Consider the following 25,426-nt stretch of genomic DNA (forward strand, 5'->3'; position numbering starts at 1 on the left):
TTATTTCCAATATTGTTCCATCTGTTCGAGTGTCTTACCCTTTGTCTCGGGGACGAACTTCCAGATAAACAGTGCAGCCAGAACTCCCATAACCCCATAGATCCAGTAGGCCATGCCATGGTTGAACGTATCGGTCAGATACTGGTTCTTATCGAGCATCGGGAAGGTCCAGGAGACAAGGAAATTGGCTATCCACTGTCCGGCAACGGCTATACTCATCACCGTAGAACGGATTGTATTCGGGAAAATCTCGGCCAGCAATACCCAGCAGACCGGTCCCCATGACATCGCAAAGCCTGCCGTGTACACCAGCATACACACTAATGAACCGACACCGACAGAGTGCATATAGAACGTCGTTCCCAGGATCATCATCGATACAGCCATAACCAATGCCCCGATAATCATCAGCGGGCGGCGACCGAAGCGGTCGACCGTAAAGATAGCCAGCACAGTGAAGGAGAGGTTCACAGCCCCCACCACGATCTGCTGCAACAAGGCAGCATCGGTGGCTGCCCCCATCGTCTTAAAGATCTCCGGCGCATAATAGAGCACGACATTGATCCCGACAAACTGCTGGAAACCGGACAACATGACTCCGACAAAGATAATCAACACACCGAACGAGCGGACCGGGAATACCAAAGAAACAAAAAAGCTCCCGATCAGGGAGATCTCCAAAGCACTCGTACTTCCGGCCAGCTCTAAAGCCCCGTACAAAAGCAAAAACAGCACCAGCCACATCCCAATAAACAGGAAATAAGGACGCATGGAAGGCTCCTGCCTCCTGAAACTCTCTTTTATCTCCTCCAGTTCAGGTACAGCCTTCTCTTTTCCCATCAGACGATCCAGGACAGACAGCGCCTTATCCGTTTTGTCACGCATCACCAGGTAGCGGGGCGTCTCGGGCACAAACATCAAGAGAGACAGGAAGAGTTGGGCGGGAATAATCTCGGATGCAAACATCCAGCGCCAGCCGGTCGCGTGTAGCCAGGCGGCATCCCCCTGCAATGCTATGCTGTAATTCACAAAGTAGACGACCAGCATACCAAAAATAATCGCAAACTGATTCCACGACACTAAGTTTCCCCGTTTATCCGCCGGCGCCATCTCGGCAATATACATCGGAGAAACCATCGAAGCCAAGCCGACTCCTATCCCCCCGACAATCCGGTAGCACACAAAAAGATACATATAAGTATGGTCGCCGCTGCCGGGCATCCCGACAAACAGTTCCGGCCATGCCGAACCTACCGCCGACAGCAGAAACAGGATGGCTGCCAACACAAGCGTAGGCTTCCGCCCGTACCGCTGGCTGATCCAGCCGGCAAAGGAGGCGCCCAGGATGCAACCGATCAGGGCACTGCTCACAACAAAGCCTTCCAGTGCATTCGCCTGGTCCAAGGGCAACCCGAAAGGTTCAATGAAGAATTTACGCAGCGACTCGACCGTCCCGGAAATCACCGCTGTATCATATCCGAATAGCAATCCCCCTAATGTCGCCACAAGGGTGATGCCAAAGATGTAGTTGTTGTTGTTTTTCACGATAGAGATTCATAGAAATAAATAATGATTTACAGGTATAAAGCATGGAATGACATTGTTGTCCGAAATGATTGTCGTTCTGTAGGGGCAGGTTCTAAACCTGCCCGATATCGACAAATATACACATTGTTACAATCGGGCGGGTTTAGAACCCACCCCTACGGCGACACCTTAAATATACCGGTAAATCATTATTTATATGTTATTAAATGTACTGGTTGATAATCATTTCATACAATTCCTGTTTCCCGCTGATTTGCTTCGGTTCGCCGGAGGCAAGAGCGATGGTGCGGAGGTCTTCGAGAAGGAGTTTACCATCTTCGAACTTCTTGCCGTCGCCTTGATCGAAGCTGGCATAGCGTTCGGCACGCATCTTTTTGTAATCGGAGTGTTCCAATATATCGGCAGCCGCCATCAAAGCACGGGCAAACGAATCCATACCACCGATGTGTGCCAGGAAGATATCGTCCAAGTCAGTCGAGTTGCGGCGCGTCTTGGCGTCGAAGTTCGTACCACCGGTAGTCAGGCCACCCGCTTCGAGGATAACCAGCCACGCCTGTGTCAGTTCGTAGATGTCGACCGGGAACTGATCCGTGTCCCAACCATTCTGGTAATCGCCGCGGTTGGCGTCGATGCTGCACAGCATACCGGCATCGGCAGCCGCCTGAAGCTCATGTTCGAATGTATGTCCAGCCAATGTAGCATGATTCACTTCGATGTTGATGGCAAAGTCCTTGTCAAGGCCGTAATGACGCAAGAAGCCGATAACAGTTTCTGTGTCCACATCATACTGATGTTTGGTCGGTTCCATCGGTTTAGGCTCTACCAGGAAAGTACCTTTGAAGCCGTTCTTACGCGCATAATCGCGAGCCATCGTCAACATCATGGCGAGATGTTCCTTTTCGCGTTTCATATTGGTGTTCAACAAGCTCATATACCCTTCACGACCGCCCCAGAACACATAGTTTTCGCCGCCCAGGGCAATACAAGCGTCAATAGCGTTCTTAATCTGCGTACCCGCACAAGCGACAGCAGGGAAATACGGATTTGTGGCAGCCCCGTTCATATAACGTTTATTGCTGAACACATTGGCGGTAGACCACAACAGTTTTTTCCCGGTTGCCTCCTGATGCTGCTTGGCATATTCGACCATCGTATGCAAGTCTTTTTCAAATTCGGCCAGTGTCGGAGCTTCATCCACCACATCCACATCATGGAAACAATAGTACGGGATGTTACATTTCGTCATAAACTCAAAAGCAGCATCCATCTTATACTTGGCACGGGAAATACGATCCGCCCCGGTATTCCAGGGAAATGCCTTCGTCCCACCGCCGAACTGGTCGGCGCCTTCCGCACACAGCGTATGCCAATAAGCCATCGCAAAACGCAGATGGTCCTTCAAGGTCTTCCCCATGACAACCTTGTTCTCGTCATAGTAATGAAAAGCCATCGGATTCTTCGATTCACGTCCTTCAAACTCTATTTTCCCGATTCCCGGGAAGAACTCTTTCTCACCTTTAAAGTAATTCATGACAATAAGTTTTTTTTTGATTATACAATTTCCGTTATCTTTTGTTAGTAATGGAAGCATCTTTGCTTTATGCAGGAACACTACCGGATGTATATTATAGATGTATATTATATAAGTAAGCCTACCTTCATAAGAACGCAAGACTACATTTGCAAGAACATCCGCCCGTGCTTCTCTGTTATGGCAAGGGGGTCATAAGAATACCTTCCCCAATCGCTCCTTCCAAATCTCAAAAGCGCCGCAATACTTGTCCGCTTTCAAGCCATCCGGTTCAATCACATCGATCTTCTTGAGAGAAGCGAACGCTTCTTCCGCCGATGTATAGATACCGACGCCGATGCCCGCTCCTTTGGCGGCCCCGACAGCCCCGTTCGTATCGTAAAGTTCGATCACCGAACCCGTCACGCCAGCCAGTGCATCGCGGAAGATGGGACTCAGGAACAGGTTGGCATTACCCGCCCGGATCACCTCGATATCAATCCCCATCTCATTCATGATATCCATACCATACTTGAAAGAGAAGACGATCCCCTCCTGCGCGGCACGGGCGATATGCGCTTTATTGTGAATATTAAAGTTTAACCCGTGGATGGAACAATCCACCTGCTTGTTCTGCAACATACGTTCCGCCCCGTTGCCGAAAGGCAGGATGGAAAGGCCTTCCGAGCCGATAGGCACAGTGGCGGCCAAGTCGTTCAAGGCAGGATAGTTTATGCCTTCCGGAGCCACATTCCGCTTTACCCACGAATTGAGGATCCCCACACCGTTGATGCACAGCAGAACCCCCAAGCGCGTTTGGTCAGCCGAATGGTTCACATGCGCAAAGGTATTCACGCGAGACAGCGTGTCGTAGTTCACCTTGCCGTTCACCCCGTACACCACCCCCGACGTACCGCCTGTAGCCGCGATCTCACCCGGGTTCAGAACATTCAGCGACAGCGCGTTGTTCGGCTGGTCGCCCGCCCGGTAGGTAACCGGCGTACCTTTCTTAAGGCCCAATTCCGAAGCCACCGAACCCAGTAGCTCCCCTTGCACTCCGAACGTAGGACGGATATCCGGTATCAATTCCCTGCTGAAGCCGAAATAGTCCATCAGATCATCGGAAACGCGGTTATTCCGGAAGTCCCAGAAAATCCCTTCCGAGAGACCGGATACGGTCGTCACGATATCACCCGTCATGCGCATGGCGATAAAGTCGCCGGGCAGCATAAACTTATACACCTGTTCGAACACCTGCGGTTCGAACTCCTTCACCCATGCAAGTTTGGAAGCCGTGAAATTACCGGGAGAATTCAGCAGATGCGCCAGGCATTGCTTTTCACCGATCGCCTTGAAGGCGTATTCGCCATAGATCACCGCGCGGCTGTCGCACCAGATAATAGAGGGACGCAGCACCTGCATCTTCTTGTCGACCAATACAAGCCCGTGCATCTGGTAAGAGATGCCAATGGCCTCTATCTCCGTCCCCTTTATACCCGCCTTCGCAATAGCGCCTTTTATCGCCTCTTTCAGATACATCCACCAGTCATCCGGATTCTGCTCCGCCCATCCGGGACGCACGGCATTGATCGCCGCCTCTTCTTTCGGATAAAAATCGGAAGCAAGCGTCAGCCCCGTATCCTTATCAACAATAGAAGCCTTCACCGAAGAGCTTCCGATATCACAACCCAATAAACACATAGTATATCTTTATAACTTATTAAACTTCGAATGCAACTTGTTGTATTTCACCTTGTCAAACCGGTAATATCGGGCGGCCCGATGACTAACTCCCGTTTCCACCTCGTCCGTTTGCACGACATATTCCATAGCCGTCATCTTCTTATGGAAATTACGAACATCTATCGCCTTGTTATAGATGATCTCGAAGATGCGCCGCAACTGATAGGCCGTAAACTTCAATGGAAGATATTCGAAAACGATACCCGGTTCGGCATCCACCCACTGCCGTATCTCCTCCAGTGCCGCCTCGACGATCTCCTGATGGTCAAAAGGCAGATGGGGCAACTCGTTGACGGGTGCCCAGATAAGCGTATCGGACATTTCTCCCATCGTCATCTTTTTTCCGACCTTGCACAACGCCAGGTAAGCGACCGTCACGATCCGCGAGATCTTCATCTTGGAAGCATTTTCCAGCCATTGCACATCCTCTTTATTCTTGGTACGGGCAGGAGAGCCGAAGCTGCGGAACTGCTTTAGGGCAACGCGTTTGAGGCCTGTCGCTTCGTTCAGTACACGATAAGCCGCCGTGTCTAAGTCTTCACTTTCATAAATCAGGCTTCCCGGCAATTTATAGTGCTTCTCATTACTACCCGCCACTTGCCTTTCGACGAGCAACACGCACAATTTATCATCGTTTGTCCCGAGCAACACACAATCGACCGAAACGTGCGGATAAAACATATCATGCTTGTTTTCCAGTGTTTCCATAACTATTACAATAAAGATTCCCGGCAAATATAAGATAAAAACAAGACGCAGCATAATGTAACCCGAACAATATCTATCGAGAAAGGCCAAAACCCCATTATTTAACATACATTACCACGCTCTAAAAAAAAGAGAGAATGCTTCTAACATTTATTTAATACATTTGTTCTTATAAAAAGACACGCAATGGATATCAAACATCTACAGTTCTCTCTCCGTATATACTGGGCCAATATGAAAGGCCTGCTGAATATGGTAGCCGAAGGGATCATACTTATTGCCTCGCTCGCCACCCTCTTCATCCTGGTCTACCAGTTCGGGTTCAAGTATTCGGCCCACATCACCTATATGCTTGAGGCGAGCCGGGTGTACCTCCTGCTGGCATTCTTTACCGGAATTTCGTTGCGTTACATACTTAAATTCAAGGAGATCATACAGGAAAAGATGCTGTATCTCGACATCGGCATCTACTTCTTCCTCTTTGCCGTGCTGTCGGGCAAGGTATTCTTTAAAGAGGCCATCCGCCGATCGCTGCCCTACCTCGGTTTCCTGACGGAACCGCTGTTCGTTTATTTCCTTTTGCTGCTGTTGAGCGTTATCCACCTGTCGCGACAGACGTTCACGCTGCTGCAAAGCCATATCAAGCCGTCGTTGCTGTTCCTGCTTAGTTTTGTGTTCGTCATCCTGATCGGCTCCGGGCTGTTGATGCTGCCGAACGCAACAGTCCATGGCATTCATTTTGTGGACGCCCTGTTCATCTCGACCACCTCCGTCTGTGTAACCGGGTTAACGACAGTCGACGTGGCCACGACATTTACGCACACCGGGCATATCATCATCATGTTCCTCATCCAGATCGGCGGCATAGGCGTTATGACCTTCACCAGCTTCTTCGCCCTTTCCTTCATGGGCCATTCCTCCTTCACGAGCAAGCTCGTACTGAAAGACATGCTGAACGAAGACCGGGTGAGCGACCTGTTCCGGGTAATCCTCAACATCCTGTTCGTGACGCTGTTTATCGAAGGCGTCGGCGCCTACCTCATCTACCTGGATATAAAGGGAGCGTTACCGGGCGGTACGCAGGAGGAGTTGTTCTACGCCGTGTTTCACGCCGTCTCGGCCTTCTGTAACGCGGGAATCTCTACCCTAAGCGGGAATATGTACGACCCCTTAGTTGCCCACAAATACAACCTGCACGTGTGGATCGCCCTGCTTATTGTCTTTGGGGGTCTGGGCTTCCCCATTGTCTTCAACTACCTGAAACTGTTGCGGCATCTGCTCGTCAATACGTTCAGGATCGCGACCGGCCAGCAGAAGCACTACATCCATACTCCCCGCATCATCAACATCAACACCTATATCGTGGTGATCAGCACATTAGTGCTGCTTGCCGGCGGCACCCTCTTCTACTACCTCCTGGAAATAGACAACACGCTTGCCGGACTGCCCGTGAAGGGGCAGCTCGCCAATGCGTTCTTAGGAGCCGTCACCCCGCGAACGGCAGGGTTCTGCGTGGCCGACATGTCGACGCTGACCAAGGGGACGCTCATGCTGACACTGATCCTGATGATAATAGGCGCCGCCCCCATGTCGACCGGCGGCGGACTGAAAGTCACGACCGTCTGCGTCGCCCTGCTGACCGCACACAATGCCGCGCGCGGAAAAGAGAATGTCGAGATACGCAAACGCGAAATATCGCCCGAAACCATACGCAGGGCTTTCGCAACGATCGTCTTTTACTTTTGTTGGCTGGGGCTGGCCGTCTGGCTGCTCTCCGTTACCGAGAAAGGCGTGTCGGTCTACACGCTGACCTTCGAGGTGGTGTCTGCACTCAGCACGGTCGGATTAAGCCTAAACTTTAGCCCGCTGCTGAGCGTCACGGGAAAGCTGGTCATCATCTTCACCATGCTGGTCGGACGCATCGGCATACTGACCTTCTTCATCAGCTTTTACAGGGTGTACCAAAAGAAGAACTACACCTACCCACAAGAAAATATATTAATGTAATATAAAGAAAATGATATGAAATACTTAGTAATCGGATTAGGCAACCTGGGACGCGCTATCGCCGAAAGCCTGACACACATAGGCAACGAAGTGATCGGAGTAGATATAAATCCGCACAAGATAGAAGCCGTAAAGCACACCATCTCCGGGGCGATCGGCCTCAACACGACAGACAAGGACGCCCTGAATACCCTCCCCCTCTGCGAAATGGATGCAATCTTCGTCACCTTCGGCAAAGACTTCGGGACCTCCATACAGACCGTGGCCTTATTGAAGAACCTCGACGTTAACAAGCTGATCGTACGCGGGATTTCTCCGATCCACGAAGCGGTAATCCGTTCGATCGGCGTCGCGGAAATCATCACCCCCGAAGACGACTTTGCAGGTATGTACGCCTCGCAGTCCTTGCTCGGCGAACTCTTCAAGCAGTGGTACCGGGTGACGGACACACACCACCTCTACAAAATAAAAGCCCCTGCCGCCTTTGCCGGCCAGACTTTGCAGACCATAGACCTGGAAGAGAACTTCGGGGTACGCTTGGTCGGCATCGAACGCCCGCATACAGCACGCAACCTGATCGGGTTGAAGCAAACCCAATACTCGGTCATCAACAAGATCACCGACGACCTGAAGATCGAAGCGGGAGACTTGCTTATCCTCTTCGGCAAGATGGAGGTGTTGCAGAAGCTGGCGGAGATATAACGCCGGCCGATCATTTACTGCGGCCTCCTGGTCACTAATACTTTGTCGATACGGGCGCCGTCCATATCGACGATCTCGAACCCGAAGTCGAGCCACTCCAGTTTCTCGCCGGTCTTCGGGACCCGTTCCAGTATCTCCAGGATCAGGCCGCTGAGCGTGTTGTAGTCGTGCTCGGCATATAGATCCTCCATATCGAAATACTCGAGGAAGTCATAAAAATTGTACTGCCCGTCTACCAGCCACGACCCATCGGCGCGCTGCACGATCTCGGCCTCTTCGCCCACGTCGGGCACTTGTCCGATCAGGCCCTCCATGATGTCCTTCAAGGTGACGATCCCCTGGATGCCACCGAACTCGTCGGTCACGATACCATATTTCACCCGTGCCTGCTTGAACTGCTCGAGCGCGTTATAGACGCTCTGGTTCTCGGGCATGAACTCAGCCGGCCGTATCACCTGCGACAGGGAGAAGCCCGGTTCGTCGATGCGCCCGAACAGGTCTTTCAGATAGACCACACCCTTTATGTCGTCAAACTTACCGGCTGCAACGGGATAGATGTTGAACAGGTTCTCTTGCACCTTCCCGCGAATCTGCTCGATACTGTCCGTCAGGTCCAGCCAGACGAGATCGCTACGGTGTGTCATGATAGAGCCGACATTCCGGTCGCCCAGGTTAAACACACGTTCGACGATATCCTGCTCCACCTCCTGCACTTCGCCAACATCAAAGCCCTCTTTGACTATCGCCTTGATTTCCTCCTCCGTTACTTTGTTTTCTTCAGTGGCATCGGTCCCGATCAGCCTGACGGTCAGGGCCGTGCTCTTGGACAAGAGCCAGACGAAAGGCGAAGCGACCAGCGAAAGCAGGTTCATCGGCTTGGCGACCAGCATCGACACCCGCTCGGCATAGCTCATACCGATACGCTTCGGAACCAGTTCTCCTATGATCAGCGTCAGGTAGGTGACGACCACGACAATGGCGGTTTTAGAGATACCCAACGCATATGGTTCGAGCAGCGGGATATGGCGGACGTGTTCGGCCAGGCCGGAGGCGAAAGCCTCGCCCGAATATAAACCCGTCAGGATACCGATAAGCGTGATCCCGATCTGGATCGTCGAAAGGAAGCGGTCCGGCTCGTTAGCTAACTTCAAAGCCGTTTTAGCAGATTTGTTACCCCGTTTCGCCTCTACTTCGAGGCGCGCTTTACGTGCGGAGACGAGAGCGATTTCAGACATAGAAAGAAGGCCATTCAATACGATAAGACCGATGATAATAAGTATTTCCATTAGCTATTTACACAGCGATTGATTTAGAGAGGCGAAGATATGAATTATTCGAACGCCCGTGACAGGCAAAATGAAAATAAATCTAATTAATATATAAGAATATCTATTTAAATTGTTAATTTAGCCACATCATTCATGAAAACAAATACAATATGAAACTAAGTGATCCTAAAGACTGCCTGTATTGCCAGCACAGTCAAACGTTAGACGATCTGATGGTCGAGATCGCCCCCCTCACGGTATCTACAGCATACCTGTTCAAAGAACAAACCTACCACGGCCGTTGCCTGGTTGCCTACAAAGACCATGTGCATGACTTGAATATGCTCAGCGACGAAGAGCGTAACGCCTTCATGGGGGATGTCGTACGGGTAACCCGCGCGATGCAAAAGGTGTTCAACCCGCAGAAGATCAACTACGGAGCCTACTCGGACACACTCTCGCACCTGCATTTCCATCTGGTTCCCAAATACGAAGGCACTCAGGACTTCGGCAACACTTTCGCCATGAACCCACATAAGGTCTACCTCTCCGACGAAGGGTATAAAAAACTGGTCGAGCAGATACAAGAGGTACTGTAACCCGATTGTTTCCAGCGGGACGCAGAAGACGCAGAAGAATGCCGGTCTATCGTGTTTAAAAACACTGAAAGACCGGCATTTTCCTGCGTCTTCTACGTTATATGCGTCTGTTTTTTTATTTGACGAACGATGATTTCAATAGATAGTTGGCGCTCTTCTTGACCCCTTCAAACTGTTTGCCGCTGTCGGTCCCTTCCATTTCGACGAAGTAGTCGCGGTGGCCGTTGGCATAGAAATGCTTGAAGATCTGTTCGAAGTTCATCATACCCGAATCGCCTAAAACATAGCGGTCCTTGATATGCAGCACTTTGATGCGGTCGCCATACTTAGAGATATACTCCACCGGATCCTGTTGGCCCATGACCGCCCAATAGACGTCCATTTCGAAGAACACCAGCGAAGGATCGGTATTCGCAAGGAAGATGTCGTACACCTTTTCGCCCTTGTTGTGGCGCCCGAACTTCATCTCCTTGCCGCCCGGAAGGACTTTGGCGAACTCCATATCATGGTTGTGGTAACCGAAAGGTATGCCCGCCGCTTTGATGATCTTGCCGGCTTCGTTGAAGACTTCGCACACATACTTCGTTTCCTCCACACTGCGCGTACTGGGCTGTCCCGGCTGTACGAGATACTTGACGCCCATCTTCGCATGGTCGTCGGCTGTTTTCTTCCAGAACTCCTTTATCTCGCCGATATTGTCTTTCGTATATTTGCCAACGGGCGGGTTGACGTGCGAGCTCAGTATCTGCAAGCCGGCATCGTCAGCCATCTTCTTGAATTCCATCATGTCGACATCGTGTATCTTGCCGTTTTTGTAACCGGCAAGTTCCAACGTCTGGTAGCCCATCTTTTTCAGTTTTTTCATTCCGCCCGGCACGTCCTTATAAAGCTCGCCACCCAAGGAGTAGATTTGCAAACCGATTTTCTTGGCCGCCATCGCTTCGCCGGCGTCCGGTGTTGCAGGCTGCGCTGCAACGGCATTCCCTACCTTGCCGGCCATCAGGCCACCCAATGTAAAGAGGGATGCATTTCTCAAAAAGTTTCTTCTATTAATCATGGTCTATTAAATTTAGATGGCATCAAAGGTATGCTTTTATTTCAAAAGACGGATATCTTTTGACTAAAAAAGCAAACCGAGATTTGCCGATGCACAGGTCAGATAAACTCGTTGACAGACGACACGATACTGCCGTCGAAGAGATTAATGATCCGGTGGGCGAAGCTGGCGTCATGCTTGGAATGGGTCACCATGACAATGGTCGTCCCCTCACGGTTAAGCTCGGTGAGAAGCTCCATTACCTCGGCGCCGTTCTTCGAGTCGAGGTTACCGGTAGGCTCATCGGCGAGAATGATCTTCGGGTTCGATACCACGGCGCGGGCGATGGCTACGCGCTGCTGCTGGCCGCCGGATAGCTGTTGGGGGAAATGGTTGGCGCGGTGGCTGATATTCATGCGTTTGAGGATGTCGCCGACCATCTGCTTGCGTTCGGAGGCTTTCACCTTGAGATAGGTGAGCGGAAGCTCCACGTTCTCGTAAACGTTCAACTCATCGATCAGGTTGAAGCTCTGGAACACGAAACCGATGTTGCCTTTGCGAACCTGCGTGCGTTCCTTCTCTTTCAGGTGGCCGACCTCTTTGTCGGCGAGGTAGTAGTCACCCGACGTGGGGTTGTCTAACAGCCCCAATATATTCAGCAACGTGGACTTGCCACAGCCGGAGGGGCCCATGATGGCGACAAACTCGCCGTCTTTCACTTCCAAAGATACATTGTTCAATGCGATCGTTTCCACCTCTTCGGTGCGGAAATACTTACTCAAACCTTCGATCTTTATCATACTCGTAATGTTTTTGAATTATTCTGACTTTATGTTATTTACAGGATTTTCGTTGGCTACATGCCAGTTCTGGTACGTCACCGTCAGCGCCGTGATCGCGCCTACGATCGCAAAGGCGAGCGGGAGCACCCACCAGTACATCGGGGTGCGGTAGGCGAAGTTCTCCAGCCATTTATAGACACAGTACCAGGCGACGGGCGCACCCAGGATGAAGCAGACCGACAAGATCCAGAAGTAGCTGATGTTGAACATCCGCAGAATCTGGCCGGTGGTCGAACCCAGTACCTTGCGCACGGCGATCTCCTTGCGCCTGTACTCGCTCTCGAACACTACCAGGCCGAACACGCCGACGATGGAGATGAAAATGGCAACAAGACTGAAAAGCGTGATCAGCGAACTGATCTTCAACTCTTTCTCGTAGGTCGATTGGAGAACTTCGTCGTAGAATCGGACGACGAAGGGAAATTCAGGATCGAACATCTTCAACGACTCGCGCACGTGCTGCATGCCGGCGCGGAGGTCGCTGCCCGCCTTGAACTTCACATAGCCGGTGTTATAGTAGTTGCCTTCGTCGCCCCACTGGTATTTGCCCCAGAGGTAGAATGCCATCGGGCTTACCTCCTGGCGGAAGGAGGCGAACTTGACATCGGGAATGAAGCCGATGATCTCCGAACCGTCGATCTGGTCGCCGAGTTTGATGTCGTACATCGCTTTCGCTTTCTCGTTGAAGATGTAGGCGCCTGTCTCCTTGTGATCGTCTTCGGGACGGAAGTCGCGCCCTTCGCTAATCTCGATGCCCATCACCCCCAGGAATGAAGACGAGACGGGGAGGCATTGGAACTCGATATCTTTACCGTTATACTTGCGCCCCCAGCCCATATACTGATCCTGGCTGGACAACAGGAACTGCGAATAGGTGACGTCAGCGACGCCGGAGAAGGACTTCAACTGGTTCGTGAAGGCGTCGCGGTTCCGGTTAATGGGGTTGTTCAGGGTGATGACGATCATCTCGTCCTTGTCGTAACCGAAGGGCGCGTTCTGCATATAATAGTTTTGCAGGTACATAAAGAGTGATCCGATGATCAGAGTGAATGAGGCTACGAATTGGATGCCGACGAGCAGGCTACGCATATGGCGTCCGGCGGGCGACAGCCCGAAGCTGCCTTTCAAGACCAGCGCGGGGGCGAATGAGGTAATGTAGTACGACGGGTACAAGCCCGCCAACACACCCGTGAGGACAGAGATGAGGGCCGTTGCTCCGATGATAGCGGGCTGCGCGCCGAACGAGATGTCTGCGTCGACGAGCGTGGAGACGAATGTCTTCTGTGCCAGGTACAGCAGCACGAGCGACAGCAGGTAGGCAAAGACGCTGACCGCGACGGCTTCGGCCAGGAGGCTGCCGCGCAGGAGGGCGTCGGAACTGCCCAGCACCTTTTGGGTGTTGATGCTCTTGATGCGCATCGGGGTCAAGGCCGTGCTGAAATTGGTGAAGTTGATGCCTGCAATAATCAGGATCACAAAGGCGATCGAAAAGAGGACAAGCAGCGTTTGGCGGCTCGCCTTCGGCATAGGATCGAACTCGACGTTACCAAGAAAATGAAGCTCCGGCAGAGAGGTGAAGCGGAGATCGATATCTTTGACCCACTCGCCGCCCTCGCCTGTTATTTTCGTGGCATCGAAGTTGGCCTTGAAGTTGGCGGCAACGGTTTCGAGGCTCTGCGGATCATCTAAGCGAATAAAAACGAGGTAGTTACTGTTGCCCCAGTTGTCAAAGTTCTCCTGCGGGTTTATACTGCCGTAGACTAAGTTGCCTAAGGCGGAGTTACGGGGGAAGTCTTTATAGATGCCTTTGACGACCAACGGGTCTGCATTGGCGTTCGACGAGATGAATTGCTTGCCGACGGCAGGTTGGTTGCCGAAGATCTTCTTCGCTAAACTCGCGGGGATAACGACAGCGTTGGGTTCCTCCAAAACATCGTAGTCTCCTTCGAGCATATCGAAGTTGAAGACTTTCAGAAGGCCGGGTGTCGCTAACCAAAGGGTCTCGTCGTAGCTCTTGCGGTCGCCGTCTTGATCGACATAGAAGAAATAGCGGTTAGTCCATGCCGTCATGATGCAGGAAGACTCGATGTGCGGGGAAGACTCGGCGACCGCTCGTGCCAAGGGGCGGCTGCTGACGGCGCACGAGCTGTTGCCATTCACACGGTCCATGCGGAAGATGGCATCCGCACCGGGGTGGCTGCGGTCGAACGTGTAGTCGTAATTCACTTGCATCATGATGAGCATGAATGCGACGTATGCGATGCTCAGCCCCAACACGTTCAGGATGGAGGCCGTCTTGAACCGGCGGAGCACGCTTAAGAAGTTTCGTAAGATTGTTTTCATATCTGTTTATTGTTTTATTCGCTTTTGAGGCTGTCCACGGGGTTCGCGTTTGCGACACGCCAGCTCTGGACCGAAACGGTCAGCAAGGTGATGGCGGTAACCGAGACGAAGGCCAACAGGAACATCCACCACGAAAGGCTTACTTTATATATGAAGCTCTCCTGCCACTGGAGGATGGCATAATAGGCAACAGGGGCGGCGACAGCGAAGCAGGCGAACGTGATTTGCAGGTACGTCTTGTTGAAGAGGCACAGCAATTCACCTACCGTGGCACCGAAGACTTTCCTCACGCCTACTTCCTTGCGTTTGTATTCGCTTTCGAGCATCACGACTCCGAACACGCCAATCAGGGAGATCAACACCGTCACCAAGCTAAAGAAGGTGATCTGGCGGCCAGCGCGTAGTTCCTTCTCATACAGGTAGTCCTGCATCTCGTCGAAAAGCCTGAGGCTAGGCAGGTAATCAGGGTCTATCTCGCAAAGGGATGCGGCGAGAGTGGTTTTCAGCTTCGTGTAGTCAGCACCGGCACGGGTACGGATCATCAACTGAGACAGGCTGCCGACCATTTGGTTCTTACCGGTGAAGAATGCGAACGGCTCCGTGATGCTTTTGAAGGAGTTGTACTTCAGGTCCGGCATAAAGCCGGCTATCTGCTCGCGCAGGTGGACTTCACCCCATGCGTAGCTCATATCCAAAGTGAGGAGGTCGCCCGGCTCGAGGCCGTATTTCTTACGCGCCATCTCGTTGAAGATGTAGACGCCCTCACTGAGTTCGTCTTCCGGCTGGAAGTTACGCCCGGCGGTCGGCCTGACGCCGAGGACATCGAGGATCGAAGGGTCGGCATGGATCATCAAGTAGCCGATCATCTCGCCCTTGTAGGAACGTCCCATACGGATGTAGTTGTCGGTCGCACCGACTAAGTGCGAAACGAGCGAGAGCGACTCGATGTCGGGAATGCCCCCCAGTTTCTGGCGGATCAGATCCGGCTGCTTGCATAGCCGGCCGGTCAGGTTGTTGACGACTACCACCTGCTCCTTGTCGAAGCCGAGGGGCATACGGAGCATTTGCCTGTTTTGCAGGTTCACGAACAGCGCGCTGATGATCAGGATGAAGGAGACGACAAACTGCAAACTGACGAGGCTATTACGCAGCAACCTACCCTTGCGCGACAGGCCGAAATTACCTTTCAACACCACGGCGGGCGGGAACGAGGTGATATAGCGGGCGGGCCAGTAGCTCGCCCCCACCCCGATCAGGATGGATAACATGCCGGCGGTGAGGACCAGCGGCAGCCTGCCTTCCAGCGAAAGGCCGCCTACCACGATGTCGGCAAATGAGGTGAGCGAGAGGTTATAGACATAGAACAAGGCGAGCAAATAGGCCGTTAAGCATAACATCACCGCCTCCAAGACCAGCGAGAAGCGGATCAGGCTGACGGAGCCGCCCAAGACTTTCTGTGTGTTGATGCTCCGCACGCGCATCGGCACTTGTGCATTGCTGAAGTTGGTGAAGTTGATGGCGGCAATGACGACGATCAACAGCGCAATGCCCGACAGCAGGCGGATCAAGGTGTAGCTGCCTTTCTGCTTCTGGGTGTCGAAACTGCAATCCGTCTCGAAATAAACGTCGGGAAGGGCAGTCAACCGGATGCCGTTCTCTTCCCAGTTCCACTGCTCATGCCGGAAGTTACGCTTGAAGTTGTCAACTAAGCCGTCGATGGACGAAGGGTGGTCGAGGCGGATGTAGCACTCGAAGTTATTTTGTTTCCAGCCGCCTTTGCCGTCGCTGTCGGGGATTTTCCGGTAGATGGCATTTCTCACGATCGAATTAGCGGGGAAGTCACGGTAGACGCCGCCGACGGTGGCGGTCCAGCCTGTACCGATGATCTCCTTGCCCGATGCGGACGATGTACCGAAGAATTTCCGAGCCATGCTTTGCGGGATCAATACTTGGCCTGCGATGTCAAGAGCGCGGCGGTCGCCTTCTATCATGGTAAACTCGAATACGTCTGCGTAGTCAGCCGAAACGGGGTATAGGATTTCCAGAAAGGGCCTGCGCTCGCCATTATACTCGACGACCAAATTTACTTTGTCAACGAAGCCGTTCAGGAACGCCCCTTTCTCTATATGTGGCGACGAAGCGGTGAATGCCTCGATCAGCGGGCGGTTGAGGCAGGCTTGCGCCCCATGCTCCCCGTTTGTTATCTCAAGCCTGTACAGGCAATCGGCATGCTTATGGAAACGGTCGAAACCCCACTCATACGTCACCTGCATCATCAAGATCAGAAACACTGCAAAAGCCACTGACATCCCGATCAGATTCAAGGCTGTCGATAACCTGAACCGCCGCAACGCGCCGGAGAAGTTATTTAACAAAGTCTTCATACCCAATTTATTTATCTGTTCTACCCCAAAACAAGCAAAAAACATGCCAAAAGGTCCAATTCGCAAATAATCAACCGAATACCCCTCTCCCCACCCACCCCCCACTGTCCAATAATTAGACACCACTGTCTATTTTCTTGACAGTCACGGTCCGCCGGCGACAAGCAGCTGGCAAGGAACAACCGACCTTGCCGAGGCTTTCCGACCGTTGAAGCCCGCTTGCCGACATCCTCAAACCAACTGTCCTGTCATTCCGAGCTTAACTCGGAACCGCATCCTACACGAACCCTTAATCTTTAATACAAACCGGCCGATCAACTCCCCACCCCGGAATCAAGCATTCCCACCCCGTAATACTTAAGATTTTCCAACTATAATACAGTATCAATCCAGAATTTGCTATCTTCGTGTATTCTAAAAACAGGTTTCAGTCATAACAGGAAAAGGCAATGCTTCTTCTATTCTTCATAAAACTGCTGATAGCGACAGCCATGTACCTCGCCACCCCCCGGACACTCTTTCCGGAGGGCTATTCCACCTTGCTCTATTCCTCCGATGGGCAATTGTTGGGCGCCCGGATCGCACCGGACGACCAATGGCGCTTTCCCCCGTCGGACTCCCTGCCCCCTAAATTTGTAACCTGCCTCTTAGCCTATGAAGACAACCGCTTTTACGGGCATCCAGGGGTAGACCCCATTGCTGTCGCACGTGCCATAAAGGTCAACTTGCGTCATGGCAGGGTGGTTAGCGGAGGCAGCACGATCACCATGCAGCTGGCACGGATCGCACGGGGCAACCGCGACCGTACCCTCTATGAGAAGATGGTCGAAACCGGGTGGGCGCTCCTGTTGGAAACGGCCTATGGCAAGGATAAGATATTGAATCTCTATGCCTCGCACGCACCGTTTGGCGGGAACGTCGTAGGGGTTGAAACGGCAGCCTGGCGTTACTTCGGGCGGAGTGCCGCCGAACTGTCGTGGGCAGAGAGTGCCACACTTGCCGTTCTGCCCAACTCGCCTGCCTTGATCCACCCCGGACGCAACCGGACGCAGTTGAAAGCCAAACGTGACAAGCTACTGGCCACCTTAAAGGAGAAGGGGGTGCTGAACGAAACGGACTATGAGCTCTCCCTCCTCGAACCACTGCCGGAAGCGCCTGTGCCCCTGCCCGACGATGCCCCTCACCTGCTGGAACGGCTCGCGGCTGATGCTCCGGGAAGACGGATAACGACCTCCGTACACAAAATGTTGCAACGGCAAGCACAGGAGATCGTGAATCGTTATGCACGCGAATATGCTTCCAACCATATCCACAACCTGGCGGCCCTTATCGCCGATGTCGAGACGGGCGAAGTGCTTGCTTATGTCGGGAATGTCTCTTTCAGGGCGGATGCACGCAAAGGGAACCAAGTAGATATCGTCACTTCGCCGCGTAGCACGGGTAGCATATTGAAGCCTTTTCTCTATGCCGCCATGCTAAACGAGGGACAGCTGCTGCCGGGGACGCTTGTCCCTGACGTTCCCCTAAATATTAACGGCTTCTCCCCGCAAAACTACAACAAGACTTACTACGGGGCGGTACCGGCACACCGGGCAATCGAGCGTTCGCTCAATGTACCATTGGTGAGGATGCTCTCGGCTTATAACACAGGACGCTTTATGTCTCTGCTGAAAAAGCTGGGGATGACCACGCTTCGCTTTTCCGAAGGGCATTATGGGGCATCACTGATCTTGGGGGGTGCGGAAGGCACGTTGTGGGACCTGGCCGGCATGTATGCTTCCCTGGCACGCACGCTCTCACACTACCGGACTCAGAACGGGCGGTATAACCCGGCGGACATTCACCCACTCACGCCATTCCCAGCCCTGCCCGCCGATCCCATCCGCTCCGTCACCGACAAGCGCCTTACGGACGAGCCGGTCCTCTCCGCCGCCTCTGTCTGGTTCACCTTCGAAGCGATGTCGGCACTGAACCGCCCGGAAGAGGAAGCAGACTGGCAACAGTTTGGCTCCATGAAACAAGTCGCCTGGAAAACCGGGACAAGCTATGGCGGCCGGGATGCCTGGGCCATCGGTACAACCCCGCGCTATACAGTAGCCGTATGGGTAGGGAACGCTTCAGGCGAAGGCCGCCCTGGACTGACAGGCGTGGGCAATGCGGCTCCCGTACTCTTCGACCTCTTCTCGCTCCTTCCCGCAAGCAACTGGTTCGATATGCCCTATGACGAACTCGAACCGATGGCTATCTGCCGCCTGAGCGGACACAAAGCCTCCGCCATCTGCAACCAGACCGACACCCTGTACATGCCTCGCTCCGCCAACAAAACAAAGACATGCCCTTACCACCAGCTTGTCCATCTTTCTGCGGACGGCCGCTTCCAGGTAAACAGCTCGTGCGAGTCCGTCGACCGGATGATCACGCGTCCATGGTTCGTCCTACCCCCTTCCGAAGAATACTATTACCGCAACTATCATATCGACTACACCCCCCTACCCCCCATCAAACCGGGATGCACAGAAGATCAAAGCCGCCAGATCGAACTGATCTATCCGGAGCACAACGCCGTCCTCTACCTCCCGAGCGGCTTCTCCGGCAAACGAGAGAAATTCGTCTTCAAAGCCGCCCACGCACGCTCCGACGCCACCCTCTACTGGCATCTTGACGACACCTTTCTCGGCGAAACGACAGACCAACACCAGATCAGCTGTTCCGCCCCTCCCGGCAAGCACCGCCTGACATTAATCGACAACCAGGGCAACCGCAAGATAATATCGTTTGAGGTGAAATAATTCATTTCTTGGCAGATTTGACTCCTCATTTATAGTTCCTAATCTTGCAGATCTTGAAATAAATCTCTTTATATGTATTCGATGTAAATAATAATGCCTACATTTACCGCATGCCTGCTATTGGGCATAACTAAAACATTTTAGCTATGAGTAAATTTGTCAATCCTTTTTCGGACTACGGGTGGAAGTTGATTTTCGGGAGTGAATTAAGTAAAGATCTTATCATCAGTTTTCTCAATGAAGTTATCCAGCAAGAAGTGATAGTCGACATCACGTTTCGGAACGTCGAGATGCTCGGCCTGAAACAAGACCAGCGTCGGGCTGTCTTCGATATCTTTTGTGAGAATGAAAAAGGCGAAGTGTTTATTGTCGAGATGCAGAAAAGCCGTCAGAAGTATTTCTCCGACAGAGTGTTATACTACGCTTCGTTTGCTATCCAGCAACAGACGATGATCGTAAAGGAAAAGTTGGAGAAGGAACCCGACGAGGCGGTTCGTAAGCGCTGGAATTACCAGATCAATAAAGTGTACGTCATTTGTGTCTTGAATTACATCATGGAACCGTCATTGCCAGACAAATACCGCTGGGACATCGTCCGTATGGATCGTGAGTTGAAGGTTCCGTTTAGTGAAACGCTTAATGAAATCTATCTTGAAATGCCGAAATTTGTATTACCTTTGCATGAGTGTGATACGCTTTATAAGAAGTGGTTATATGTCTTAAACAACATCGAGATCATGGAACGATTACCCAAAGAACTGAACAATCAGATATTCCGGAAGCTGAAAAGCATCGTGGAGGTAGAGCGCATGACTCCCGACCAGCGCTTAGAATACGAATTGAGCCTTTCCGTCGAACGCGATCTCTCCGCCGCCCTCGATACCAGTTTTGAAGACGGGATGGAGAAAGGCAAAATAGAAGGCAAAGCGGAAGAACAGCGCCTTATTGCAACCAATTTAAAGAAACAGGGAGTTAATATCGAAACGATAGCGCAATGCACCGGTTTGCCGGTGGAAGAAATTAGCGGTTTGTAAATCTTCGATGCTTATCAATAAAGTCAGCCGGGTTGTTTAAAGATATAACAATCCGGCTGATTTTGGTTTACCTATTGCCAGATGTGAATCATAAATGATGATTTATCGGTATATTTAAGGTGTCGCTGTAGGGGCGGGTTCTAAACCCGCCCGATTGCAACATGTATATTTGTCGATATCGGGCAGGTTTAAAACCTGCCCCTACAGAACGACAATCATTTCTACAACGATGTCATTCCATCACACCCATAAATCATCATTTAATAGGTTCACATTTTCTTCCATTGGTCTATTGGCACATTGCCCAAAAGGTTCATTATTTCCTCAAAACGAACCTTATTGTCATTCCTGTCTTATTGTACAGTTTTTCGAAATACCCGTTGGTCCAAATCGAAACGGTAGTGCATAAAATTCGGTTTTCTACCCCATCTATTTCAAATTACCCCTGCGGGTAATATTTTTTAAGAAACTTGAGATAACATAAAGTACTGGGTAATAAATAAATATAAATATTCGCCTTTTAGGGGAGGTTCTTGTATGATTTAACATTTAAAAAGACAACTTCACTTATTGCCTGATATGAACCATTGGCATATTGGTACATTGTCCAATCAGCCCATTATCCCTTATAATCCGAATCCCTATACCGATTTATCAAAAACATCGTATCTTTAACCCTGAAAAAAATCAATATTTATTATGAACATTATACCCCGTTTCAAACATACCCTGACCGTTGCCGGAATCTATCTGATAACCGCAGTACCGGTTTTCTCGCAATCGTGGCCGGAGATCACAACCGAAGCACGTCCTGCAACCCGTTGGTGGTGGCTTGGAAGTGCGGTAGACACGGCAAACCTGACTTATAATTTGGAAACCTATGCCCAGGCTGGGTTAGGCGGCGTCGAGATCACCCCGATCTATGGCGTACAGGGAAACGATGCACATGAAATCCCGTTCCTCTCTCCCGTCTGGATGCAGATGCTCCAACACACCCGGTCCGAATGCAAACGCCTCGGGATGGAAACGAATATGAACGCCGGAACCGGCTGGCCTTTCGGAGGCCCGATGATCTCCTTGGAACATGCGGCGACAAAAGCGATTTTCCAGGAATACGCAGCCAAAGGTGGAGAAAGGCTTCAGGTTGCGATCGATGTAGAGGACCCGAAACAACGGGACATCGCCTATCTAAACCGTCTGATGGCCTTTTCCGATAAGGGCGACCGGATCGATATCACGTCAAAAGTGAAAAACAACCGGCTCGACTGGACGGCCCCCTCGGGCAACTGGCGCCTGATAGCTTTATTCTGCGGGAAAACATTCCAGCAAGTGAAACGGGCGGCTCCCGGCGGGGAGGGTTATGTAATGGACCATTTCTCCCGAAAAGCTGTCAAGCAGTATTTCGGTACTTTCGAACAGGCCTTCAGAGAAAACAAAGTTCCCTATCCGCACAGCTTCTTCAACGACTCGTATGAGGTGTACGGAGCCGACTGGACACCCGATCTGCTTTCCGAATTCGTCCGCAGGCGCGGATACCGGTTGGAAAACTATCTGCCGGAATTTCTGAATCCCGTGCGGACAGATACGACTGCACGCATCCGCTCCGACTACCGGGAGACACTGGCGGAACTCCTGCAGGAAAATTTCACCCGCCAATGGACGGAATGGGCGCACCGGGGCGGAAGCATCACCCGCAACCAGGCGCATGGCTCGCCGGGCAACCTGATCGACCTGTATGCGACGGTCGATATTCCCGAATGCGAGGGATTCGGCCTCTCCCGCTTCCACATCAGGGGATTGCGCCAGGACTCGCTGACACGCAAAAACGATTCGGACCTGTCGATGCTCAAATATGCATCTTCGGCAGCTCATATCGCAGGTAAAAAATATACCTCCTCGGAAACCTTCACCTGGCTGACCGAGCACTTCCGTACATCACTATCACAATGCAAGCCGGATATGGACCTGATGTTCGTATCAGGTGTCAATCACATGTTTTTCCACGGCACTCCTTATTCGCCGCGCGAGGCGGAATGGCCCGGCTGGCTGTTCTATGCGTCCGTCAATATGTCGCCGACAAACAGTATATGGAGAGATGCTCCCGCCTTTTTCGATTATATCGCCCGTTGCCAGTCGTTTTTGCAAATGGGAAAACCGGACAATGATTTTCTGGTCTATCTGCCGGTATACGATATGTGGCACGAGGCAAGCGAACGTTTCCTGGCTTTCGATATCCATAAGATGCAACAACGGGCTCCTCAGTTTATTCATGCCATACATACCATATATAATAGCGGATACGATGTCGATTATATCTCCGACAATTTTATCCGGAGCACCAGCCTCAAAGACGGGAAGGTGGCGACTTCGGGCGGCTCTCTCTACAAGGCACTGATTGTTCCGGGCGCCCGTTATATGCCTGCCGATATTTTAAACCATCTGGTACAATTGGCAAAAGAAGGAGCCACCATCGTCTTCGTCGGGAATTACCCGGAGGATGTACCCGGCTTCGGAGATCTGGATAAAAGACGAAAGCGCTTTCGCCAGGCATGGGATAAGCTGCCGGAAATCACTTCTTTCGGCGAAACCACAACGAACCGTTTGCAAAAAGGACGGATCGTGACCGGCTCCGACTATGCTCTTACCCTTCAGGCTTGCGAAGTCGCGCGGGAAGAGATGAAAACCCGTTTCGGCCTGCAATGCATCCGCCGCTCGAATGCAAACGGATATCATTACTTTATCGCCTCTTTGCAGGAGAAGGATGTCGACGGTTGGGTCCCGCTGGGTGTCCAAGCCAATGCGGCTATCCTTTTCGATCCGATGACCGAGGAAAGCGGCGCCGCACGCATCCGGCGGCATAAAGGGAAAACGGAGGTTTACCTGCAAATACCCTCCGGCGGTTCGCTGATCTTACAGACTTTCACCGGAGAGGCTCCCGATTGTCCTGCATGGAAGTATATACAGGAACAGCCTGTCAGTATCGGTTTGGATCATGGCTGGACTTTGAGTTTTCCCGAAAGCGAACCGGCTATTCCGGGAATATTCGAGATAGACCGTCCCGCTTCCTGGACCACGCTCGCCCATCCGGATGCACGGCGGAACATGGGGACTGCCCGATACAGCCTCACATTCGATTTGCCTGAAATAGCGGCAGACGACTGGATTCTGGATCTTGGCGACGTGCGGGAAAGCGCCCGTGTGCGTATCAACGGACAAGAGGCGGGAACGGTATGGGCCGTTCCTTTCCGCTTGAAAGTCGGGAAATATCTGGTTCCCGGCATAAACCGGATTGAAGTGGAGGTAACCAATCTGCCCGCCAACCGGATTGCGGACTACGACCGGCGGAAAAAGGATTGGCGAATCTTCAAAGAAATCAATATCGTCGATCTCGATTACCAGAAAAAACAATACGACAACTGGGAGCCGGTACCGTCAGGATTAAACAGTCCTGTTCGCTTGATTCCTGTAACATTTCATGCTAAATATGGTAAAAAAGATTCTTTCTGTAAAGTTTTTACTACCTTTGGCAGTCGCAAATGAGATAGTTAGTGTTACATTAGTTTTTAAATATAATAAATTATGGCGAAGATAAAAGGAGCTGTTGTTGTAAACACAGAGCGATGCAAAGGATGTAACCTTTGCGTAGTAGCCTGCCCGTCGGATGTACTCGAATTACACCCGCGTGAAGTAAACAACAAGGGATACCATTATGTGTACATGAAAAACCCCGATAACTGTATCGGTTGTGCAAGTTGCGGATTAGTTTGTCCGGACGGTTGTTTAACCATCTATAAAGTAAAAATATAATAAACAGATATGGCAGAAGAAGTAAAATTAATGAAGGGTAACGAAGCCATCGCCCATGCGGCTATCCGCTACGGTGTAGACGGTTACTTCGGCTACCCGATCACTCCGCAGTCGGAGATACTCGAAACCCTGATGGCCGAAATGCCGTGGGAAACTACCGGAATGGTCGTACTACAGGCTGAAAGTGAAGTGGCAGCCATCAATATGGTATATGGAGGTGCAGGTACAGGTAAACGTGTGATGACCTCCTCGTCCAGCCCCGGTGTCAGTCTGAAACAAGAAGGTATATCCTATATAGCAGGAGCCGAACTACCCTGTCTGATTGTGAACGTGATGCGTGGCGGTCCCGGTCTGGGGACGATCCAACCCAGCCAGGCGGACTATTTCCAGACAGTCAAAGGTGGCGGACATGGCGACTACCGCTTGATCACACTCGCCCCCTCTTCCGTGCAGGAAATGGCGGACTTCGTCGGATTAGGTTTCGAACTCGCATTCAAATACAATAACCCCGCCATCATTCTGGCAGACGGTATCATCGGGCAGATGATGGAAAAAGTGGTGTTGCCCCCTTTCCACACACGCCGTACAGAAGAAGAAATCATTGCCGAATGTCCTTGGGCCACACAAGGAAAGACCGCCGGCCGTAAACCGAATGTCGTCACCTCACTGGAGCTGGACCCGGCAAAGATGGAAGAAAACAACATCCGCTTCCAGGCTAAATACCGCAAGATCGAAGAAAATGAAGTCCGTTACGAAGAATTCCAGTGCGATGATGCCGAGTATATGCTGATCGCTTTCGGTTCTTCCGCCCGTATCTGCCAGAAAGTGGTGGAAATCGCACGTGCAGAAGGTATCAAGCTCGGATTGCTCCGCCCCATCACATTATGGCCGTTCCCTAAAAAGGTGATCGCCGCTTATGCCGATAAAGTAAAAGGCATGCTTTCTGTCGAGCTGAACGCCGGACAGATGGTCGAAGACGTACGCCTGGCCGTAAATGGTAAGATAAAGGTTGAACATTTCGGCCGCCTCGGTGGTATCGTGTTCACACCGGATGAAGTACTAAATGCTCTTAAAGAATTGATAATTGAGAATTAAGGAATTATCAA

At 51.6% G+C, this 25,426-nt stretch carries 17 protein-coding genes; 8 read left to right on the forward strand and 9 right to left on the reverse strand.

Going from position 1 to position 25,426, the window contains the following annotated elements:
* The 4 genes from xylE to ACPYIV_RS08415 form a co-directional block, all read right to left on the reverse strand.
* The gene (gene xylE / locus ACPYIV_RS08400) at positions 1-1,545 is read right to left on the reverse strand and encodes a D-xylose transporter XylE (protein ID WP_425886326.1); all 1,545 of its coding nucleotides are present in this window, start codon (positions 1,543-1,545) and stop codon (positions 1-3) included.
* Positions 1,546-1,750: 205 nt separating this feature from the next.
* Complete coding sequence (gene xylA, locus ACPYIV_RS08405) at positions 1,751-3,079, reverse strand: xylose isomerase (RefSeq protein ID WP_293734130.1); 1,329 nt, start codon at positions 3,077-3,079, stop codon at positions 1,751-1,753.
* Positions 3,080-3,271: 192 nt separating this feature from the next.
* Positions 3,272-4,759, reverse strand: coding sequence for a xylulokinase (locus ACPYIV_RS08410; RefSeq protein WP_425886327.1), 1,488 nt, complete (start codon positions 4,757-4,759; stop codon positions 3,272-3,274).
* 9 nt (positions 4,760-4,768) lie between these two features.
* Positions 4,769-5,509 carry an NUDIX hydrolase gene (locus tag ACPYIV_RS08415; protein WP_293734132.1) on the reverse strand — a complete coding sequence of 247 codons (741 nt, stop codon included), beginning with the start codon at positions 5,507-5,509 and terminating at the stop codon, positions 4,769-4,771.
* 186 nt (positions 5,510-5,695) lie between these two features.
* Between ACPYIV_RS08415 and ACPYIV_RS08420 the strand changes: the two genes are divergently transcribed.
* Positions 5,696-7,516 carry a TrkH family potassium uptake protein gene (locus tag ACPYIV_RS08420; RefSeq protein WP_425886328.1) on the forward strand — a complete coding sequence of 607 codons (1,821 nt, stop codon included), beginning with the start codon at positions 5,696-5,698 and terminating at the stop codon, positions 7,514-7,516.
* 15 nt (positions 7,517-7,531) lie between these two features.
* Positions 7,532-8,218, forward strand: coding sequence for a potassium channel family protein (locus ACPYIV_RS08425; protein WP_425886329.1), 687 nt, complete (start codon positions 7,532-7,534; stop codon positions 8,216-8,218).
* Positions 8,219-8,232: 14 nt separating this feature from the next.
* Here ACPYIV_RS08425 and ACPYIV_RS08430 read toward each other — a convergent pair whose 3' ends face one another.
* Positions 8,233-9,504 carry a hemolysin family protein gene (locus ACPYIV_RS08430; RefSeq protein ID WP_293734135.1) on the reverse strand — a complete coding sequence of 424 codons (1,272 nt, stop codon included), beginning with the start codon at positions 9,502-9,504 and terminating at the stop codon, positions 8,233-8,235.
* 152 nt (positions 9,505-9,656) lie between these two features.
* On the opposite strand from ACPYIV_RS08430, the gene ACPYIV_RS08435 reads away from it, so the two are divergent.
* Positions 9,657-10,085, forward strand: a complete 429-nt coding sequence (locus ACPYIV_RS08435) for an HIT family protein (RefSeq protein WP_299363772.1) — start codon at positions 9,657-9,659, stop codon at positions 10,083-10,085.
* Between the two features lie 115 nt (positions 10,086-10,200).
* On the opposite strand, the gene ACPYIV_RS08440 is transcribed toward ACPYIV_RS08435, so the two are convergent.
* The 4 genes from ACPYIV_RS08440 to ACPYIV_RS08455 all read right to left on the reverse strand — a co-directional run bounded on the left by ACPYIV_RS08440 (position 10,201) and on the right by ACPYIV_RS08455 (position 16,690).
* Positions 10,201-11,142, reverse strand: a complete 942-nt coding sequence (locus ACPYIV_RS08440) for a sugar phosphate isomerase/epimerase family protein (protein ID WP_425886330.1) — start codon at positions 11,140-11,142, stop codon at positions 10,201-10,203.
* Positions 11,143-11,240: 98 nt separating this feature from the next.
* A complete protein-coding gene (locus tag ACPYIV_RS08445; RefSeq protein ID WP_293734138.1) occupies positions 11,241-11,921 on the reverse strand; it encodes an ABC transporter ATP-binding protein in 681 nt (226 codons plus the stop codon).
* 18 nt (positions 11,922-11,939) lie between these two features.
* Positions 11,940-14,306, reverse strand: coding sequence for an ABC transporter permease (locus ACPYIV_RS08450; protein ID WP_425886332.1), 2,367 nt, complete (start codon positions 14,304-14,306; stop codon positions 11,940-11,942).
* Between the two features lie 14 nt (positions 14,307-14,320).
* Positions 14,321-16,690: an ABC transporter permease gene (locus ACPYIV_RS08455; RefSeq protein ID WP_425886334.1), complete on the reverse strand. Its 2,370-nt coding sequence runs from the start codon at positions 16,688-16,690 to the stop codon at positions 14,321-14,323.
* Positions 16,691-17,139: 449 nt separating this feature from the next.
* Here ACPYIV_RS08455 and pbpC point away from each other — a divergent pair, with 449 nt between their 5' ends.
* From pbpC to ACPYIV_RS08480, 5 genes are all read left to right on the forward strand, one after another.
* Positions 17,140-19,479, forward strand: a complete 2,340-nt coding sequence (gene pbpC / locus ACPYIV_RS08460) for a penicillin-binding protein 1C (protein WP_425886335.1) — start codon at positions 17,140-17,142, stop codon at positions 19,477-19,479.
* A gap of 146 nt (positions 19,480-19,625) precedes the next feature.
* On the forward strand, positions 19,626-20,513 hold the full coding sequence (locus ACPYIV_RS08465; RefSeq protein ID WP_425886336.1) for an Rpn family recombination-promoting nuclease/putative transposase: 888 nt from the start codon (positions 19,626-19,628) through the stop codon (positions 20,511-20,513).
* A 699-nt stretch (positions 20,514-21,212) separates the two neighbouring features.
* Entirely contained in the window at positions 21,213-24,053 is a 2,841-nt protein-coding gene (locus tag ACPYIV_RS08470; protein ID WP_425886337.1) for an alpha-L-rhamnosidase, read from the forward strand.
* A 39-nt stretch (positions 24,054-24,092) separates the two neighbouring features.
* Positions 24,093-24,320 carry a 4Fe-4S dicluster domain-containing protein gene (locus ACPYIV_RS08475; protein ID WP_122343683.1) on the forward strand — a complete coding sequence of 76 codons (228 nt, stop codon included), beginning with the start codon at positions 24,093-24,095 and terminating at the stop codon, positions 24,318-24,320.
* A gap of 9 nt (positions 24,321-24,329) precedes the next feature.
* The gene (locus ACPYIV_RS08480) at positions 24,330-25,415 is read left to right on the forward strand and encodes a 3-methyl-2-oxobutanoate dehydrogenase subunit VorB (protein WP_293733381.1); all 1,086 of its coding nucleotides are present in this window, start codon (positions 24,330-24,332) and stop codon (positions 25,413-25,415) included.
* Positions 25,416-25,426: the final 11 nt, after the last annotated feature.

Source organism: Parabacteroides vesiculifaciens, from assembly GCF_049860805.1.
In the GTDB taxonomy this organism is placed as follows: Bacteria; Bacteroidota; Bacteroidia; order Bacteroidales; family Tannerellaceae; genus Parabacteroides.

Bases quoted from the DNA above. Each gene is read 5' to 3' on its own strand.
- ACPYIV_RS08470 (WP_425886337.1), top strand. From the start codon at position 21,213: ATGAACATTATACCCCGTTTCAAACATACCCTGACCGTTGCCGGAATC.
- ACPYIV_RS08425 (WP_425886329.1), top strand. From the start codon at position 7,532: ATGAAATACTTAGTAATCGGATTAGGCAACCTGGGACGCGCTATCGCC.
- ACPYIV_RS08450 (WP_425886332.1), bottom strand. From the start codon at position 14,306: ATGAAAACAATCTTACGAAACTTCTTAAGCGTGCTCCGCCGGTTCAAG.
- ACPYIV_RS08465 (WP_425886336.1), top strand. From the start codon at position 19,626: ATGAGTAAATTTGTCAATCCTTTTTCGGACTACGGGTGGAAGTTGATT.
- ACPYIV_RS08415 (WP_293734132.1), bottom strand. From the start codon at position 5,509: ATGGAAACACTGGAAAACAAGCATGATATGTTTTATCCGCACGTTTCG.
- ACPYIV_RS08480 (WP_293733381.1), top strand. From the start codon at position 24,330: ATGGCAGAAGAAGTAAAATTAATGAAGGGTAACGAAGCCATCGCCCAT.
- ACPYIV_RS08455 (WP_425886334.1), bottom strand. From the start codon at position 16,690: ATGAAGACTTTGTTAAATAACTTCTCCGGCGCGTTGCGGCGGTTCAGG.
- ACPYIV_RS08420 (WP_425886328.1), top strand. From the start codon at position 5,696: ATGGATATCAAACATCTACAGTTCTCTCTCCGTATATACTGGGCCAAT.
- ACPYIV_RS08430 (WP_293734135.1), bottom strand. From the start codon at position 9,504: ATGGAAATACTTATTATCATCGGTCTTATCGTATTGAATGGCCTTCTT.
- ACPYIV_RS08435 (WP_299363772.1), top strand. From the start codon at position 9,657: ATGAAACTAAGTGATCCTAAAGACTGCCTGTATTGCCAGCACAGTCAA.
- ACPYIV_RS08475 (WP_122343683.1), top strand. From the start codon at position 24,093: ATGGCGAAGATAAAAGGAGCTGTTGTTGTAAACACAGAGCGATGCAAA.
- ACPYIV_RS08440 (WP_425886330.1), bottom strand. From the start codon at position 11,142: ATGATTAATAGAAGAAACTTTTTGAGAAATGCATCCCTCTTTACATTG.
- pbpC (WP_425886335.1), top strand. From the start codon at position 17,140: ATGCTTCTTCTATTCTTCATAAAACTGCTGATAGCGACAGCCATGTAC.
- xylA (WP_293734130.1), bottom strand. From the start codon at position 3,079: ATGAATTACTTTAAAGGTGAGAAAGAGTTCTTCCCGGGAATCGGGAAA.
- ACPYIV_RS08445 (WP_293734138.1), bottom strand. From the start codon at position 11,921: ATGATAAAGATCGAAGGTTTGAGTAAGTATTTCCGCACCGAAGAGGTG.
- ACPYIV_RS08410 (WP_425886327.1), bottom strand. From the start codon at position 4,759: ATGTGTTTATTGGGTTGTGATATCGGAAGCTCTTCGGTGAAGGCTTCT.